Genomic DNA, 17776 nt, shown 5'->3' with positions numbered 1-17776 from the left:
CCAGTTCGCCGAGATGCTCTCGGTAGCGGTCTTTTCCATTCCACCCGATCTGAGAACGGAAATGGCTTTTGCGAAAAATCATTAAAAACCAGGCGCCTAGACTCCACCCCGGAAACGTGCATGGATGTTAAGGGCGATCCAAGAAAGCCAGCCAGAGCCGAAGCACCGAAACATGACCACCACCCGTACCCCGATCGAAATTTCCCGGAAGACGGGCAAGGTCGCAGTTCTCGCCGACCTCCACCACGACAGCTACAAGAAAATCGGCAGGGGGCCATTTGAGTCGCATGGCCTGGATAACAGCCTGCCTTGGGCTGAACTCGATGCCTTGATCATTGCAGGAGACCTGGCAAACGCTCCATTCACAAACTGGCCGACAGCCTTTGCCTATCTGCGCTGCTTCGTAGACCCATCCAGGACGATCATTTTCCCAGGCAATCACGACTATTACGCTGAATATCTGAACGCTGATGACGAGTTGGAAAAGCTGGCAATCGCGGCCGGAGGCCACTTCGCGCAACAGCGCGAGGTGCGTCATGGCGATGATCGGTATATCTGCACGACGCTCTGGACAGACTTAGCACTGCTCGGCGACGTCCAAATTGCCATGAACGTGGCGCACCAGCACATGAACGACTATGCGCAGATTTCCAAACTGCTAGCAGTTGACCCGCTCTCGCGATCCGAATTGCTTGGGCGCCCGCAACGCGTTGCCATAACTCCAGAGGATATCCTGGCACTGCACAAGGCCCAGCGGCGTTGGCTGGAGGACCAGCTTGCTAAACCTCACTGGGCGCCAAACGGACGAAACTTCGTGATCACGCACCACGGCCCCCATCCCGACGCCGCCAGCCAGATCGACGGCCTCACCCCGGCGTTTCACCCTGACCTCACGCCTCTACTCGATCGGTGCCGAATTCACGGATGGTACTTCGGGCATTCTCACCGTCGGCTGGCGGCCCAAATCGGAAGCACCGCCGTACGCAATGTCTCTGTCGGCTTTCCCTATGAAAAGCACAGTCCAGAAGAGCTTCCGCCCGAGGAGCTGTGCCTGGTCCCGTTGCCGGGTGCTTCAGGGTGAAATTGGAGGATGGAATAGTTTCCCCTAAGAACCGCTAGGACCGTGCCAGGAAAACATCTCAGGTCATTCACCTCCGTCCCCAAAAAACAACAATCAACCACCGTGATCGAACATGCCGCAGACCCGAAATTTCAGCCTTCCGCAGCGCCCTCTGCCCGGCACCCTTCCGCAAGGTATCGAGCTTGTTGTCATCGGAGATGTGCATGGGAGAGCGGACCAGCTTGCAGCGATCCTTGAGGCAATTCGCGTCATGGACAGAACTGCTGAGAAGCGGGTGCTGGTCTTTCTCGGTGACCTGATTGACCGCGGCCCTGAGAGCTTGCGCGCCATCCGGTTGGCACTAGAAGCGGGAAGCCTGGCAGGCGCAGACGAAAAGCTCATTTTGCCAGGCAACCATGAGCTGGCGCTCCTCAATGTTCTGAACGGCGGCGATCATCATCTCTGGCTGGCCAATGGCGGCCGGTCACTCCTGGCGGAAATCGCCCCGGACATGGCTCCAGAGCCATTTTCGGATGTGAGGGAGCGCCTTGCCGTTTCCATTCCGGAGGCATTCATTCGCGCGATCCATTCCGCACCATCGCATGTGAGGATCGGTGATCTCCTCATGGTGCATGCCGGTCTGGATCCGGATGCCTCTCCGGAAGAGCATCTGGACCGGCACCGGCCTCTCTCTGATAGCCACTGGGCAGGGATCCGTCACAAGTTCTTATGTTTTACAGACGGATGGGACTATGACGAAGAGGGTTATTTCAAGGGGGCAACTGTCGTTGTCCATGGACACACACCGGCCGTGCGAGAGGATTTGAACCTGCGGGTGGAGTCCATGGGAGAGATGGACGGGATCGATGACTACCGGGCCATTTGCCTGGACGCCGGGGCTTCAACACGGCCTCAAATAGGCTGGGCTCACTTCTATTCCAGCGACGGAAAAACTATGTGCCAGATCTTCGCTGCAGCCGGTTCCTGCTAAGAGGGGTGGAAGCAAAATTCGATCCTGGAACGGGGTTCAAGTGTATCGGCAACTCCTGCCACGGCACACGTTGAGGAAAATGGCGAAGCGGAAATCACGGCAAGCGAGCAGCTTTGAAAAGGAGCCACAGCCCCATGGTGCGCTGACTTTGCGAAAACGGGAAATTCTGACAAGCACTTGAAGTGGCTAACTTATTCCTTGTGTCTCGCGGCGGAAAACGGCAGCCTTTCCAGAACAGGCAGGCAGTACTGCGCTGAGAACGAGGGGATCACATGGCTGTTTGGTTTACCGCTGACCCGCACTTTGGCCATGAGAACGCCATTCGTTTCTGCAACCGGCCTTATGCCAGTGCTGAAGAAATGGATGCGCACATCCTTGAGAGGTACCGGGCGCGCGTGCAGCCCGATGATGACTTTTGGATTCTGGGCGACTTTGCCGTTGGGAAGGTCACCAACCAGGAACGGGAAAGACTGCGCCAATTATTCGAGCAGATCCCGGGCAAAAAGCACCTGATCACGGGGAACCATGACCGTCCCTGGGTTCGAAGGCTGCAATGGGACAGCGTCAGGGACATGGCTGAGATTCTGGTTGATGGCCGGAGGTTGTTCCTATGCCATTACCCAATGATCACCTTCCCGAGCGCCCGCCGCAAAGCGCTCCAATTGTTCGGCCACGTCCACAATAACTGGCAAGGTACGCGCAACAGCATAAACGTGGGTGTCGACGCTTGGGATTTCCAACCGGTGAGCCTGCCAGAGATTGAGCAACGGGCCCGAAGGTTGCCTGTAAACCAGTACTGGAATGCGGTGGAACCTGGGTACAACCTGTGAACCGCTACTTACGTGAATTAGCCTCGATGTGATCTGACACCGCCCCCATTTTTTCAAATTGGATTGGGGGCGGTGGTTCCCTTGAAGGGAGATGGTTGTCCGTTTTGATGGTGGTGCCAACCAAACCATCGAAACGAGGAAACCACGATGTTGAATACTACCGACAAGATCATCAAACACAAAACCGGCCTGCTGAATCTGGCCGAGAAACTGGGGAATGTCTCGAAAGCCTGTCAGGTGATGGGCTATAGCCGGGATACTTTCTATCGCTACAAGTCAGCCGTTGAAGAAGGCGGCGTGGAAGCGCTGTTTGAGCGCACCCGGCGCAAGCCCAATCTGGCAAACCGGGTGGACGACGCGACCGAGCAGGCCGTCATCAAATCCGCCACTGATTTCCCGGCCTACGGTCAGGCCCGCACTTCGAACGAGTTGCGTAAGCTGGGTGTCTTCGTCTCACCCTCGGGTGTCCGGTCGATCTGGCTGCGGCACGATCTGGCGAACTTCAAGGCCCGGCTGAGGGCGTTGGAAGCCAAGGTGGCCGAGGACGGCATGATCCTGACCGAGGCCCAGGTGCAGGCGCTGGAGAAGAAGAAGCTCGACGATGAAGCCTGCGGCGAGGTGGAAACAGCCCATCCCGGCTATCTGGGATCACAGGACACGTTTTATGTCGGCACCCTCAAGGGCGTCGGGCGGGTCTATCAGCAGACTTACGTGGACACCTATTGCAAGGTGGCGCATGCCAAGCTCTACACCACCAAAACACCGATCACCGCAGCCGACCTGCTCAATGACCGAGTGCTGCCATTCCATGACGAGCACGACCTGCCGGTGCTGCGGATCATGACAGATCGCGGGACGGAATACTGCGGGCGCGTCGACAAACACGATTTCCAGCTCTTCCTGGCGATCAACGATATCGACCACACCAAAACCAAGGTGAAATCACCGCAGACCAATGGCATCTGCGAACGGTTTCACAAGACGGTGTTGCAGGAGTTTTATCAGGTCGCGTTCCGCAAGAAGCTCTACGACAGCATCGAAGCCTTGCAGGCCGATCTGGACGAATGGCTGCACCACTACAACCACGAGCGCACTCATCAGGGCAAAATGTGTTGCGGCAGAACGCCGTTTCAGACCATGATCGAGGGCAAAGAAATCTGGAAGGAAAAGTTCCTGAACCAAACTTGACCTGACAGACGCCGCCGGAAAAACGGCCAACTGTCAGATCACATCGGAACCACTACAACTTACGAAATGCCATGCTCTGCCTCTCTGCCGCTAAGCTTGAGAAGCGAGGCTACTATGGTTCGTAGTTCCTTGTGCTCACCAAAGACATAGTCGGCCCTTTGCGGACATTCGTCACAACCCTCCACCGCAATGCAGCGGTCGCTAGAGCGGCCATTGGCAACCGAATGCAGCATTTCATCCCAAGCAAGGCCTCCGCGGGACTAGCCGGACTTTCGTCGCAGGTGCAGCCAAGACGTCCTCCCGCGTTCGCTTTGCGCAGGAAGCTGCCAGTGCAAAGTTATGAACTGAGGGCGCTCTTCGGAACCTCGTCGGCCTAAACCGAACATCCAAAGCGATCAATATCTTACAGGCCTACATCTCGATACCAGACATTCTTCGTACTAGAATTGCGCGGCATGACATTAGTCGTCTTTGCCAATCATCAGCCCTTGAACACTCTCAATTTCGGGCATGGAACGTCCTGCGATTCCTTGCAAGTCACCATGCATCCCAACAGTAGATATAATTACCAGATCAATCTGTTTTGCCCGCAAGGCCCATTGCTTTTCCATGAATACGCGTTCTTTGCGTAGGTTGTCTTGCATGTCCTCGAAACGCTCAACAATCGCATCGACACGCTGTTTGAATTGAGTGCCAGTCAAATAGTCGTAGATCATCTCCATCTTGGTTTCTTGCCCCATAGCGCGGCTCTTTGCTCCCGCCACATCGATCAAACCCTGCCGCAAGGATGATGCTAACGGTACTGCATAGCGTGGCGCGCAAACCCAAATGCCATCTACCATCCCGAAACTTTCAACTCCCTCGGGTAATGCTTGAGACGTGATAACCGCTACCTCGCATCCCGATGTCCTCTGGTCGTCGCGCAGTTTGGCGAGCCAACCGGCGGTCCAATTTTTAGTGCGCTTGCTTTCCCAAAGGATGCTCCCCGCGATTCCGTTGGATCCGGTTACATTTTGGCGGACATCCGCTCCGCTGACTCCCTTCGCAACCGGTACAAAACCATCCATAGGAAATGCAGCCGCTAGAGTTTCTTCAAGAACTATCTCAGCTGCTTCCCCTTGGGTTTGCATGGAACCTTGTTCGGACTTCTGCTTAAGGGCTTCGATTTGGCGTTTCATGCCCTCCATTACTTGCGCTTGCTCCGCAAGTTTCAACGCCGCTCTTTCATCCGCCTCGCGGGTCAGTTTCTCAGCCAACACCGGTCGTTCTTCGGCAAGCATCTTTTGAAGCGTTAAATCCATCTCCGCTTCTTTGTCTTTAAGCTCTTGCTCACGCTTTATCGCAACAGCTTGTGCTGCCTGGGCATGTCTCAACTTTTCGTCCTGGGCATCAAGACGCTGCTTCAAAGCCGCTTGCTCAGCCGCAATTTCAGCCTGTGCAGCCTCTTTGGCTTGCGCCTGCGCAATAGCCAGCGCTTCTGAAGCTTGCTCTTCCCGCTTGGCCAGTTCGTTATCGAACGATGCTCGCAGATCCGCCAACATTGGGCCCGCCAACTGCTCAGTAAGCTCAATTTCATTGGAACACTTCGGACACTGGATTTTTAATTCAGACATTACCTAAAATACTCCTAGAGGTGCTTGAGTTGACCCTCAGCAAATCGCCTCACTACAGTGATAGCCTCTCGCGCAGCTTCAATGATATCGTCTGATTTGTGTGGCTGATCATCAAATTTCCCGCCATGCGATAAGTCGTTGATGAGTACGCTTTTCAACTCAATCTCACATTCGTCGATTAGAAATTCAGAAAACGATCCAAAATCAACTACATCTGGTCGGCAAAACTTCCACATGCTTTCGACGACAGACCGGATTGAGTTTGGGGTCATGAAATCGGGCTCTACTTTCCCAATACTAACATCATGAACATGCTTGAGCTGTTGTTGATGCGGCGTAGCAAAGCCCTTCTGACTCGCCAACGTATGCTGAGTTGTCCCGGGCACCAGTTGGAAAAGGCCAGATTTAGGTATTGCACCGTTGCTGCTAGCAACATTGTAGAAATAGTTGTTATGGGTCAGGATCAGCATTCGAGGTCTTGGATTCCCCGATTTAGGGTTGAACTCGATTTCTCCAGCCGCGCTGATCCTCAAGAGTTTTAGCGTTTGTACAATTGAATAAACATAGTCGGACGACATCGAAGTTACTGGATCATCAAAGACAAAATACAGCCGTTCATAGTCATCGTTGCTATTTACTCTCAGGTGACTCTGTGCAATGAAATAGCAAAATGCCATCACGGACTTTTCGCCGTCGCTCAAGGTTCTATCGCCTCCGCGTACCATATTTTTCTGTTCGCGTAAAACTTTGAATGTTGTGGCATCAAATGAGTATTTGACCCCAAAGAACCGCTTCAGGAGCAGTGTGAAGGTTTCTGCCACCCGAGTTCGCGCGTCTGCTTTATCGCCCTGTGTTCGCCGGAGTTCGTCGATCTCGTCTTGTAGGTTCAGAGCCTGTTGACCGAGAAGTATGATGGCGTCGATATCTGCTGATTTGTTCTTGCCAAATTCAATTGAAAACGCTTTGCACGCCTCGTTCTGAATTGATTTCCGCTCGCTGGAAGAATTACTCACTAGGCTATATAAGTCTGCGAAAAGTTTTCTATTGCGTCCACAAATTTTAACAAGCCGATCATATTCAGATGCAGCATTCTCGATAGGTATCGTTTGATCGCATGACAAATCCAACTGCTTAGACGCCAAAGCCTTTAGTATCGAAACGAGAATCGCATCGATTACTTCGAGCACAGCGCTTTCGTCTTCTACGTTTTTATCCTGTAACGATGGAAAGAAGGCCTTCAAATCATCAAAGTTCGATTTCGCCGTCAGGTACAGTGTCCTCCAAGCTGTCAACTTCGAGCGAGCGGTCTTTACGCTTCGTTCCAGTAGTGCAAGAGTGTCTTTTTCCGTTGCTTCTGCATCTTCAAAGTACTCTTGGTACTTTGACAGAGCCAGCTGCGCAGCTTCTGTCAAACTTTGCGTACAAAATGGGCAGGCGTTCGCGCTAGTAGTTGTGAGCTTTAGGCCCGAACGAAAAAAGCTTGGGTCGGCTGCTATTTTGGACTTCACTTCCTCCGCCACACTCGATGGGCTCGTGATTTTCTCTAAGGATGAACTTATCGCAACCCAATCCAATCCAAGTCCATCCAGCTCGGTTGCCAAGGGCATTTTGGGATCATTTGGAAGCGATTTAAACTTGTTGAAGTCCGCGAGCAGCTCAACCAAGGTCTTTGATGGTTGCTCATCTGAAGATTGAGACGGGGTAAGAAACACATTACTGGTCAGAGACTTAAAGCCGCCTAAAGAAGCGTTGATGCTAAAATCATCCTGCAGCTTCTTTTTTTGCGCCGCGAAGTCCTCATCAAAATTCCTTCGGGCTACTTCCAGATTCTGTTTCTTCGAAACCACTTCGCTTTCTTTCGCATCCAGCGTTAGGTTCTCTTGACCAACGATTATCTCATGCGTGATTTCCCCGTCTAACTCGAAGGAATTCTGCCTTAGGTGAAAGTCAATGTAGTCCTCTGAGAACACGTGAAAAATGTAGCGCGGGACTGAAAAGCTGACAGACTGACTAAGACAGTTCAAGCCAATGCTACCGATGCAATCCTGATCCTCGTAGAGCAGGAACGTGCCCTGCCCGGCGTGCGCTTCCTCTGAGACGAGAAGCTCAGGCATCTCTTCGGGTGTAACTCCTTCTAACGAAGCTTCATCCAAGAGGCGAAGGGAACGTGCCAGAAACGATTTTCCGGTCCCATTCCGTGCAAAAATCAAGTTTTGCTTGTTTTTGGAAAGCGGTGCATCCAAAGACATGATCGGGCCAATGTGCGTGGCCGATATTTTCAAGGTGGGTTTGGGAGTGGGTGGTGTATTCATAACGCTCAAACAATTCTTCAGGACGATCAAATATTTTTGAATCAGATGTGGAATTATCAATCTAAACTTGTTCATCGTCCAGACTTTTCACGCGCTCTTCTTCCGGGTCGAACGCGATCAAAGTTCGCTTTTACTCCAGGATGTGGGAATGCCCCCGCGGCGAATGGTTGTTTCCCACCCGACCTGCATGTGCTGACCCGCTTGGCTGGCCACCAGGCATAGGGCCGCTTTGGGTTGCGAGTGATCTTCTTCGCCCACAGCATCCGAGCCGGGAGGCCAAGGCTGCATAGGCTCTTCCATCCATCTACACTCACTGCAGCCGACGCAAGGATTGCGCCCCAACGGTTCTACAGAAGACGTCGCAGAGTGAATGTAAGCGGGTCTTGAGTCTGACATCGGGGTCGAATTCACCATAGCTCTTGTGTGCTTCTGCTATGGCAAATTTGGGATCGGAATGTGGAATTGCCTATGAAGCGTCAGCACCTGCCATTGAAGCAGTTTCTCTTCGCCATTCAATACAGGTTTCGAGGTAGCTTCGGCTGTCGGCCACTAAGCGGTTAATGCCTGCCAGACGTGACAAATCGCGAGCCGGATCATCGCTTTCATCGAGCGCCTTGGCATTTGCATCGCATAGCCAGGCGATCTCGGCTCGTGAAATGTCGCGGATGCTGCGACTCAGATCAATCTGGAACGGCACACGGTCTGAGTGGCTGCCCTTGCTCCAGGCAAAATCGACGCCATTTTCGTCATGGATATCGATACGCGCTAAAGCCGAGCACACCTGTTCAACGATACGCCGGCCAGTACGTTGCCACCCGTGTTGTTGGGCAACACGCCGCGAAAGGAGCGTCACTGGAAGTGGCCCTTCGGTTCTGACGATGTCCGCAATCAAACGCTCAAGACGCGGGATGTAGGAAGGTTCGTAGAATTGCACCGGGTCGGGGATAAGGTCATCCGATTGCGTGATGGCGGCTACGTCTGTTTCATCATGTTCCGGTGCTATCACTCCTGCAACAAGAGGCCCCTCGCGGTGTTCAGGCGCAGGCATGCCTGGTTCAGGCCGTTGCTCCATTTCCACCGGAACCGTTGCCCTTTCGGCTGCAAAACGCCGCTCGGCGGGTAGGATATCGTCGGCTGGAAAAGCCTCTTCGAACGATGCAGTTCGAGCGCCGCGCTCTTCCGCGCGCCTTTCCCTATCTGCCTCCAGATGCTCCGTCAGCGCATCATGGATGCGCTCCACGACGGCTTTTGGGTTCTTGAACCAGTCGGTAGACCAGATGCGCAAGATCTTCCAGCCGAGGTTTTCCAGAACGGCTTGCCGAACCTTGTCCCGGTCTCGTGCCGTGGCAGAGCCGTGATAAGTCGCCCCGTCGCATTCGATCCCTGCAAGGTAGACGCCCGCATGATCCGGATGCACGACGCCCAAGTCGATGCGGAAACCGGAGACGCCGATTTGTGGTCGCAGCTCCCAGCCCTTTGCCTCGATGGCCGCCTTGATCGCCGCCTCAAAGACATTCTCCACAGGGCCGAGCGATCCATCGTCTTGCGAGGGCAGTGCAACCGGCCCACGCGCCGCGAAGTCGAGGAAGCCCTTGAGATGTTTGACGCCAAGCGCCTTCGTGCGGGTCAAATCGATCTGATCCGCGCGGATCGAGGCGAAGATGTGTAACTCCTGCCGGGCGCGGGTGATCGCTACGTTCAGCCGCTTTTCCCCGCCATCACCGTTGAGCGCGCCAAAGGCCATGGACAGCTTGCCCGCGTGATCCGGACCGAAGGTAATCGAGAACAGCATGACATCGCGTTCATCCCCTTGGATGTTTTCCAGATTTTTAACGATGACGGGTTCTTCGCGATCATCCTCGAAGAACCATTCCAGATCGGGGTTCTTGCGGCGTTCTTCGTCCAGCAGGTCGAGGATCAGCCCTTGTTGCTCACCGTTAAAAGTGATGACGCCGAGCGTAAGGCGCTCTTCTTCGGGTAAGGCGAGCCATTCCGTCAGGCGACGCACTACCATGCGGGTGATCGCGCGGGCTTCGTCCTCGTTAGTGCGCCCCATACCACGGGCATAGGTGCCATCGACCTGGTGCAACTGCACCGCCTGCGACTCTGTGGTTGGAGACGGGAAGGTCACCAGTCTTCCGCCATAGTAATGCCAGTTGGAGAATGCGATAAGGGATTCATCCCGGCTGCGGTAGTGCCAGTCGAGTTGCTGGGTCGGGATGCCAGCGGCAGCCACCTCGTCAAGGATCGAGGCGAGGTCTTTTTCGCTTTCCGGCAGGTCTACTTCGGTGTCTTCGGTGCGGCCAAAGAAGTTAGTTGGGGGCAGCTGCTTGGGGTCGCCGACGATGATAGCTTGCCGTCCCCGTGCGATAGCCCCGATCGCGTCCCAGGTCGTGATCTGAGAAGCCTCGTCGAAGATCACCACGTCAAAGGCGGCTTGCCCGGCGGGCAGGTATTGCGCGACAGACAGAGGCGACATCAACACGCAAGGTGCGAGTTTGGTGAAGGTATCCGGCATCTCAGAGATCAGCGTTCGGATCGGCATGCTGGGGCGTTGCAGGCCGAGCTGGTGGTGCAGGGTTCCCAACTCGGATTTGCGGGCCACGCCGTCGCGGGCTGGCAGTCCATGCCGGATGCGGTGAAGGACTTGCTCTGCCGCCATCTCGGTAGCGCGATCGTCGAGGGCGCGGAACTTGGTGATCGCGTCCTCGTGTGACCAATGGGAAAAGCCCCGCAGCACGGGTTCTGCGTCCATGGCTTGCGGCAGCCACCACTGAGCGTAGGCCGTGGTGAACGCTTCTTCCGCCGGGCCAGCCATAGTTCGGGCTTCAACAGCTTCGACCAGGGAGGTCATTCCCGCCCCGCAGGCTTGATTGCGCACGTTCATCCAGCGCGTCCAATCCTCCAAGGCTTCGCGGTTTTGTAGCGTCTGATCAAGGAGCTGGGCGAGGTCATTGAGGGAATGCTGTGTCGGGTCGGTTCCTGCAGTGTCCCGGAACGCATTCGCCTGCGTTGCCCAGCTTTGAAAAAGCACGCGGAAACGATCCAGGGCTGCCCGCAAGTCGCCAGCCTCGCGGCGGGCCAGTGCGGCTTTGGCCTTCGTCCATCGCGAGTGATCCGAGACCTGCGGTGTCAGCGGGTCAGTCACCGCACGAAACTGCTGCGCCTCTCCGATGAGCTGCGTCAATCGGATGGCGTCCGTTGCAGCCTTGTCGAAAGCAGGACAGCCGGACAGTGCAATGGTGTCGATATCGCCGTTGATCCGACGCAAGGTATCCAAGGCGGTAATGTCCGTTGCCGGATCGGCCTTTCCGTCCGTGGCATAGGTCTGAAGCAGCTTCCGCACGGCAGACTTGGCGAAGATCGAGAATGGCCAGATTTTTGTCTGGGCACGCCGCCAGTCGGCGTCCATCTGATCGAGCGGTATCGAGCCAAGCCGATCCAGAGGATAGCTTGCCGACAGCGCCCCGGTCGTGTCCCGATGCGCGTCCAGCAGTGGGCCAAGTCGTTCGCTCTCCTGCTCCGCTTTCGATAGGTCCGCATCCAGGCCCCAGCTGACATCGGACCCGCTTGCCGGCCATCCGGCGAGCGCCACGAGTTTTCCGAGCCGATCCCGGGTCAGCGCATCATCAGGCAACCCGCACAGTGTAGACAGAGCGGCTGCGCCCTCTGCCAGGTCGCGGGAGGCTTTGCGCAAATTCTCAGCCCGCTGTAACAGTTCCGCCTGCCAGCCAAAGGACCACTCTTCGGCACCGACCAGCGGCAAGTCGGGGCGATCCTGGACAATCTGATGGCACCGCCCGACCGCCTCGGCCAAGTTGTTCAAATGCGCATAGCTCTCGGCATCGTGGGCATCCTTGTTGTCGAAGGCCAGGCTAAAGGGCACCTCGGCGCGAGCAGCATGGCCCACGGCGTCGTAGACGCTGAACCCCTGGGTTCCCTTGCGGTGTAGCGTGGCCACGTATTGATTCAGCTGAGTGCGTGTGATCGAGAGATCGTCGGTCACGCGAATCCATTCTGCCTCGAACACCTCGCCCTGCCGGTTCCAGCTGCGCCCGAGTTGGTCAAGAACGGACTTTCGGTCCGCCTTGTTGGAATGTAGCTCCAGCACTGCATCGCCCAGCCCGTGCGCCGATAGACGGCGATGAACCACGTCCAGCGCAGCGGATTTCTCGGCAACGAAAAGCACCGTCTTGCCCACTGCAAGGCACTGCGAAATGATGTTGGCGATAGTCTGGCTTTTACCCGTACCAGGCGGGCCGATCAGGACAAAGTCGTGCCCCTCCTGTGCGGCAAGCACTGCCGACAACTGCGACGAATCCGCAGGCAATGGCGTGAAGAGATCCCGGGGCGCCACCCGTCGATCCACATCTACGGCAGATGGTAGGGTCGCTGCGCCTTCGGCAAGGAACGGCTCTGTGGGATTGTCGACGAGGTGCTGCACCAATGCACTGTTGCGTAGGCTGTCCGTCCGGTCGACCAGGTCTTTCCACATCAGGAACTTGGCAAAGGAGAAGGTGGACATGGCCAATTCTTCCACCACCTCGAACCCGGCCACGTCACGCACTTTGCGTCGCATGATTTCGAAGATCAGCGGCAGGTCGTAGCCGCTGTCATCACGCGGCAACTCACCCTCAAGTTCTGGGATGTGCAGGTCGAAGTCGCGCTTAAGGAATTCGAGCAAGGTCGCGTTCAGGCGGACATCATCCTCGTGATGCTCGATAATGAAATCGGATTGGGCCGAGCGGCGCGAAATCTTGACGGGAATCAACAGCAAAGGTGCGCGGTAGCTGCGCGTATCGGTTTCGGTCTTTTTCCAGCGCAGAAAACCTGCCGCAAGGAACAACGTATTGGTGCCGCCTTCCTGCATGTCGCTCTTGGCCTTGCGAAACAATGCCAGGAGGCGGTTGTTGGTATCCTTTCCCGTCAGCGGAACCGCCACTTGTCCCTTGGCGAAGGCATCACGCGCGACCTCTTCGAGCAGCTTCGGTTCTTCCTTGTTGAGCAGGTCACGCTGCCCAACCGGGTCTTCGTCCTTGAGTGCAAGGGCTTTGAATTTCTTGCCGTCGGCCAGTTGGTCTTCGAGGCTCGATACGTTAGGACAGATGAACGGAAGTGTCTGCTTGGTATCACGGAAATTGAGCAGGCGATTACGCAGGGAGAGGTCGAGCAGCTTGCGTTGCCAGCGGGAAATCCGATCCTGCGGCGTTTGGGGCTCTTCGTCCACCAGATCACCCGGCAGGAAATCGAAAGCCAGCGGTTTCGGCAGGGCTGGCGGCGCGGCCTCGATCTGCTCGGCGTCCTGGCTTGTCTCGGTGTTGTGGGAAGCAAGAGGCCGAATACGCGCGACGCGTGCCCGGCGAATATCGACAGCCAGCTGGAACGTGTGTTCGTTGCGCTCCGCCGTCAGATCTCGGCCCGCGCTGACCGCCTGTTCAAAGCCAATTGTCGGTCGCTTTGTCAGAAGCGTAGTTTCCATCGTGACGAACTCAAGCGCGTCAATTGCCTTGCGCACGGTCATCACGTCAGGTTCCGTCACCTGGCCGAAATCGCGCTCCGTGAGCCATACGCCCGTCCAGGCGTGGCCCTCGGAAAACAGGACCGCCGGGTTCAGGCCGGCAGCTTCGAAACACGCTGCCAGCAGCAAGGCGCTGTCCAGGCAGGTAGCCAGCCCCTCGGACTTGATGCGCGCAGGGCTGCGTACCTTCTGTCCGCGGGTCTCAAAAGAGGCCGGCGGAAAAGCATAAGTGAGCCCGAGCGCCGTTGTCGCAGACCAGATCGCTCCTGCCAACATCCACGCCCGTCCCGGGTCTTTCGACTGGTAGCCGTCAATTGCGCCACTCTGCCCGCCACGCTCCAGCAACCGACCCGCTTCCTTCAGGATCGCCGCCACCACGGCATCATTGGGCGAGACATAAGCGGCCAGCAGATGCGCCATGTCACCGATCCCGCCCCACTCATCGCGGGCCAGCATTTCGATCCGGCGCTCTTCGCGAAACAACTCGGTGTCATTGGCGGACACCTTCAAGGTCAACTGGCCAAATTCCGCTTCGTTCAGCCCGGATAGAAGCGTGTCATTCAAGGGCGTTTCGAGGTCTGACAGGTTCCTCTCTTCGCCGGGGCCGAGCCGATCCATCGTCCAAGTTTTAGGTTTGATGACGGAGGGGCTACTCTCGATGGAAATAGCGAGGTTTTCCAGCGGCGCATCTGTCCCATTGATCAAGGTAATCTTGCGCAGGATCGAAACACCGTTCTGGGCAGAGGAGAAATTGACCTTATCCGTTGTAGAGAACGCTACTCTAAGGTTCTGACCTTCCTCAACTGTAGCTCCCTGATCAATGACTTCTGACATAATGCAACCCTTGGTGAATTTGGATCGATGCTGCACACGCGCCGCTGCATGTCAATCCGTAGTGAACGAGCGCATCATGAAGATTGGACTGGGATCGGCTACTTTCCGTGATGGACCTTGCAATGGCCGCTTAGCGCCGTTCGCGGCATGCTGCACCGGCGAGAGGCTGCCAGGTGCTAACAGCCGATATGGGGCTGTTGACCTGCGGCGATGCAGAACAGAAACCTAATGCGGCGTTGCCTGAAGGTCGGCTTCCAACGTTTCACCATGTTCGGCTCGCGCCTGCGGAGAAGGTCCGATTCCCGCCCTGTTTACACGAGTACCGCGAACGACCCTTTGCCATTTCCCGAATCAAGCTTTCGCTTGTGGCCATGCAGCTGCCCCAAATCAACCTTTCCCATGACAGTTACCGGAGCAGCCTATATTTTGGGGGCAGGGAGACCCGGATGACACGTTTCGAAGTTTTGCAGGAGCAGCGCAGGCAACTGCATCTGAAGGCGGCAAAAGCCGCCTGGCAGACGATTCATTCGGAATTGGCACGCAAAGGGATCGCACATGAGCTTTTCGGATCCCTCGCTAAGGGGGACTTCCGAGAGCACTCGGACATTGACCTAATGATCCTGGGCAAGCTGTCTTGCTGGGAGCGCGCAATGGTCCGCAGGTTCGCGGAAGACACCGCGTCGAACGCCCGGGTCGAACTGGACCTGCACTTTGCGGAAGACCTCACTGAAAGGACGCTGTCGGCCCTTCTTGAGCATTGAACTTCAGGCTAGGTCGCGTTGACAACAGGAGGTCATACTGGGTTGAGCGGCAAACAATATTGGGCTCAAGGAATTGCAAATGACTGCGGAAAGCAGTCCAGTTTCGCAAGTACCCACCCAGAAAGCGAGGAAGGCGGAGCACTAGCTCCGCCTTCTCTGATTGGTGAGGTACTTTGCCGCCCAAACGGACAGTTCTACAGCGCCGTAGAAGCCTAGATCAAAAACCCGTTTTTTGTCGCAAAGACGCAGTTCCGCTGTCGGACGTCAACCGACAAAAAAGCCCCCATGCCCCCTCAGCCGCACTTCGAGTGGCCGCAGCTGCGGCAGGTCATGCAGCCTTCAACCATCTGCATGTCGAACTGGCCGCAGCTCGGGCAGGCCTTGCCGCGCGGGGCGTTCAGGTTCACCACCTGCGCCTGCGGGTCGGATTTCAGGCCCATGCCCTCACCTTCCAGAAAGCCGGTCTTGACCATATGCGTCTCGATCACGCCGCCGATTGCAGCCAGGATCGACGGGATATACTTGCCCTGAACCCAGGCGCCGCCGCGCGGGTCGAATACCGCTTTCAACTCCTCGACCACAAAGGACACATCTCCGCCGCGGCGGAACACGGCTGAAATCATCCGGGTCAGCGCCAGCGTCCAGGCATAATGCTCCATGTTCTTGGAGTTGATAAACACTTCGAACGGGCGGCGGTGGTGGTTGATGATGATGTCGTTGATGGTCAGATAGATCGCGTGCTCGCTGTCCGGCCACTTCAGCTTGTAGGTATGGCCCTCCAGCGACTGCGGGCGGTCCAGCGGCTCGGACATGTAGACCACTTCGGCACTATCGCTCTCATGCGGTGCCTGGGCGGTCTCGCCCGGCGCGGTGTCGGCGCTTTCGCTGACCGACAGAACCGAGCCGGTCACGTCATTCGGACGGTAGGTGGTGCAGCCTTTGCAGCCCTGATCCCAGGCCTGCATGTAAACGTCCTTGAAGTCATCAAAGGAGATGTCTTCCGGGCAATTGATGGTCTTAGAGATCGACGAGTCGATCCATTTCTGCGCCGCTGCTTGCATCTTGACATGGGCCGCGGGCGGCAGGGTCTGGGCGTTGACGAAGTAACCGGGCAGCTTGGCATCGGCGCCGAATTTCTCGCGGTACATCTGCACTGCGTAATCGACCACTTCCTCTTCGGTGCGCGACCCGTCCTTCTGCAGCACCTTGCGGGTGTATGCATAGGCAAACACCGGCTCGATGCCTGAGGATACGTTGCCTGCATAAAGCGAAATGGTGCCGGTCGGCGCGATCGAGGTCAGCAGCGCGTTGCGGATGCCGTGCTCGCGGATTGCGTCGCGCACATCGTCATCCATGTTCAGCATGTTGCCGGAGTTCAGATAGGCCTCGGCGTCGAACAGCGGGAAGGCGCCCTTTTCCTTGGCCAGATCCACCGACGCCAGATAGGCGGCGCGGGCTATGCTATGCAGCCATTCGTCGGTCTGACGCGCCGCTTCGTCGGAGCCGTACTCCAGACCAAGCATCAAGAGCGCATCAGCCAGACCCGTGACCCCCAGGCCGATCCGGCGCTTGTTCTTGGCTTCCTGCGCCTGTGCCTCCAGCGGGAATTTGGAGACATCGACCACGTTGTCCATCATCCGCACCGCGGTCGCGACCAGCTCCTGCATCGCCTCCTGGTCCAGATGCGCGTCTTTCTCAAACGGGCTGGCCACCAGCCGCGCCATGTTGACCGAACCCAAAAGGCACGCACCATAGGGCGGCAGCGGCTGCTCGCCGCAGGGGTTGGTGGCGCAGATGTTTTCGATATAGGAGAGGTTGTTGGCCTTGTTGATCCGGTCGATGAAGATAACGCCGGGTTCGGCATAATCATAGGTCGCCTGCATGATCTTGTTCCACAGATCGCGCGCCTGCACGGTGTGATAGACCTTGCCGTCAAACACCAGTTCCCAGGACCCGTCGGCCTTGACCGCGTCCATGAAAGCATCGGTGATCAGCACCGACATGTTGAACATGCGCAGGCGGGCAGAATCGGATTTGGCAGTGATGAAAGCCTCAACATCCGGGTGGTCGCAACGCATGGTGGCCATCATCGCACCGCGGCGCGAGCCCGCCGACATGATGGTGCGGCACATTGCATCCCACACATCCATGAACGACAACGGGCCGGAGGCATCCGCCGCCACGCCTTTCACATCCGCACCGCGCGGCCGGATGGTCGAGAAGTCATAACCGATGCCGCCGCCCTGCTGCATGGTCAGCGCTGCTTCTTTCAGCATGTCGAAAATCCCCGACATGCTGTCCGGCACGGTGCCCATCACAAAACAATTGAACAGGGTTACCTGACGCGCGGTGCCGGCGCCTGCGGTAATCCGGCCCGCGGGCAGGTATTTGAAGTCTTCCAGCGCGGCAAAGAACTTCTCCTCCCAGGCATCCGGCGCCTGCTCCGCCCGCGCCAAATCGCGCGCAATGCGCCGCCAGCTGTCCTCGACGGTGACGTCGATCGGCGTGCCATCGGCCTGCTTGAAACGGTATTTCATATCCCAGATTTGCTCGGCGATGGGGGCGGCGAAGCGGCTCATATGGCGAATCCTTTGAGTCGTGTGGCAGCACGAATGCAGCTTGAATGGCGGCTTCGATACTACAGGCAAGGCGGATTTCTCAACGCTGAA

Annotated in this window: 9 protein-coding genes; 5 read left to right on the top strand and 4 right to left on the bottom strand. The window is 56.7% G+C overall.

From position 1 onward, the window contains the following. The first annotated feature begins 172 nt into the window (after window positions 1-172). From ETW24_RS05415 to ETW24_RS05400, 4 genes are all read left to right on the top strand, one after another. Window positions 173-1081 carry a metallophosphoesterase family protein gene (locus tag ETW24_RS05415; protein ID WP_164982697.1) on the top strand — a complete coding sequence of 303 codons (909 nt, stop codon included), beginning with the start codon at window positions 173-175 and terminating at the stop codon, window positions 1079-1081. Between the two features lie 112 nt (window positions 1082-1193). After that, window positions 1194-2051: a metallophosphoesterase family protein gene (locus tag ETW24_RS05410; protein WP_129370090.1), complete on the top strand. Its 858-nt coding sequence runs from the start codon at window positions 1194-1196 to the stop codon at window positions 2049-2051. A 272-nt stretch (window positions 2052-2323) separates the two neighbouring features. Beyond that, window positions 2324-2881 carry a metallophosphoesterase gene (locus ETW24_RS05405; RefSeq protein ID WP_129370089.1) on the top strand — a complete coding sequence of 186 codons (558 nt, stop codon included), beginning with the start codon at window positions 2324-2326 and terminating at the stop codon, window positions 2879-2881. 147 nt (window positions 2882-3028) lie between these two features. Further along, window positions 3029-4069, top strand: a complete 1041-nt coding sequence (locus ETW24_RS05400; protein ID WP_129370088.1) for an IS481 family transposase — start codon at window positions 3029-3031, stop codon at window positions 4067-4069. A 461-nt stretch (window positions 4070-4530) separates the two neighbouring features. Here ETW24_RS05400 and ETW24_RS05395 read toward each other — a convergent pair whose 3' ends face one another. From ETW24_RS05395 to ETW24_RS05385, 3 genes are all read right to left on the bottom strand, one after another. Next, window positions 4531-5682, bottom strand: a complete 1152-nt coding sequence (locus tag ETW24_RS05395) for a DUF2130 domain-containing protein (RefSeq protein WP_129370087.1) — start codon at window positions 5680-5682, stop codon at window positions 4531-4533. Window positions 5683-5696: 14 nt separating this feature from the next. Beyond that, the gene (locus ETW24_RS05390; protein ID WP_129370086.1) at window positions 5697-8069 is read right to left on the bottom strand and encodes an AAA family ATPase; all 2373 of its coding nucleotides are present in this window, start codon (window positions 8067-8069) and stop codon (window positions 5697-5699) included. Between the two features lie 391 nt (window positions 8070-8460). Further along, complete coding sequence (locus ETW24_RS05385; RefSeq protein WP_129370085.1) at window positions 8461-14346, bottom strand: DUF3320 domain-containing protein; 5886 nt, start codon at window positions 14344-14346, stop codon at window positions 8461-8463. Between the two features lie 188 nt (window positions 14347-14534). Between ETW24_RS05385 and ETW24_RS24715 the strand changes: the two genes are divergently transcribed. Continuing rightward, a complete protein-coding gene (locus ETW24_RS24715) occupies window positions 14535-15107 on the top strand; it encodes a nucleotidyltransferase domain-containing protein (protein WP_254695705.1) in 573 nt (190 codons plus the stop codon). Window positions 15108-15400: 293 nt separating this feature from the next. Here ETW24_RS24715 and ETW24_RS05375 read toward each other — a convergent pair whose 3' ends face one another. Next, entirely contained in the window at window positions 15401-17686 is a 2286-nt protein-coding gene (locus ETW24_RS05375; RefSeq protein WP_129370084.1) for an adenosylcobalamin-dependent ribonucleoside-diphosphate reductase, read from the bottom strand. Between the last annotated feature and the right edge of the window lie 90 nt (window positions 17687-17776).

The sequence above is a fragment of the Leisingera sp. NJS204 genome (assembly GCF_004123675.1).
Classification (GTDB): Bacteria; Pseudomonadota; Alphaproteobacteria; order Rhodobacterales; family Rhodobacteraceae; genus Leisingera.
This window is presented reverse-complemented; position numbering and strand designations above follow the sequence as displayed.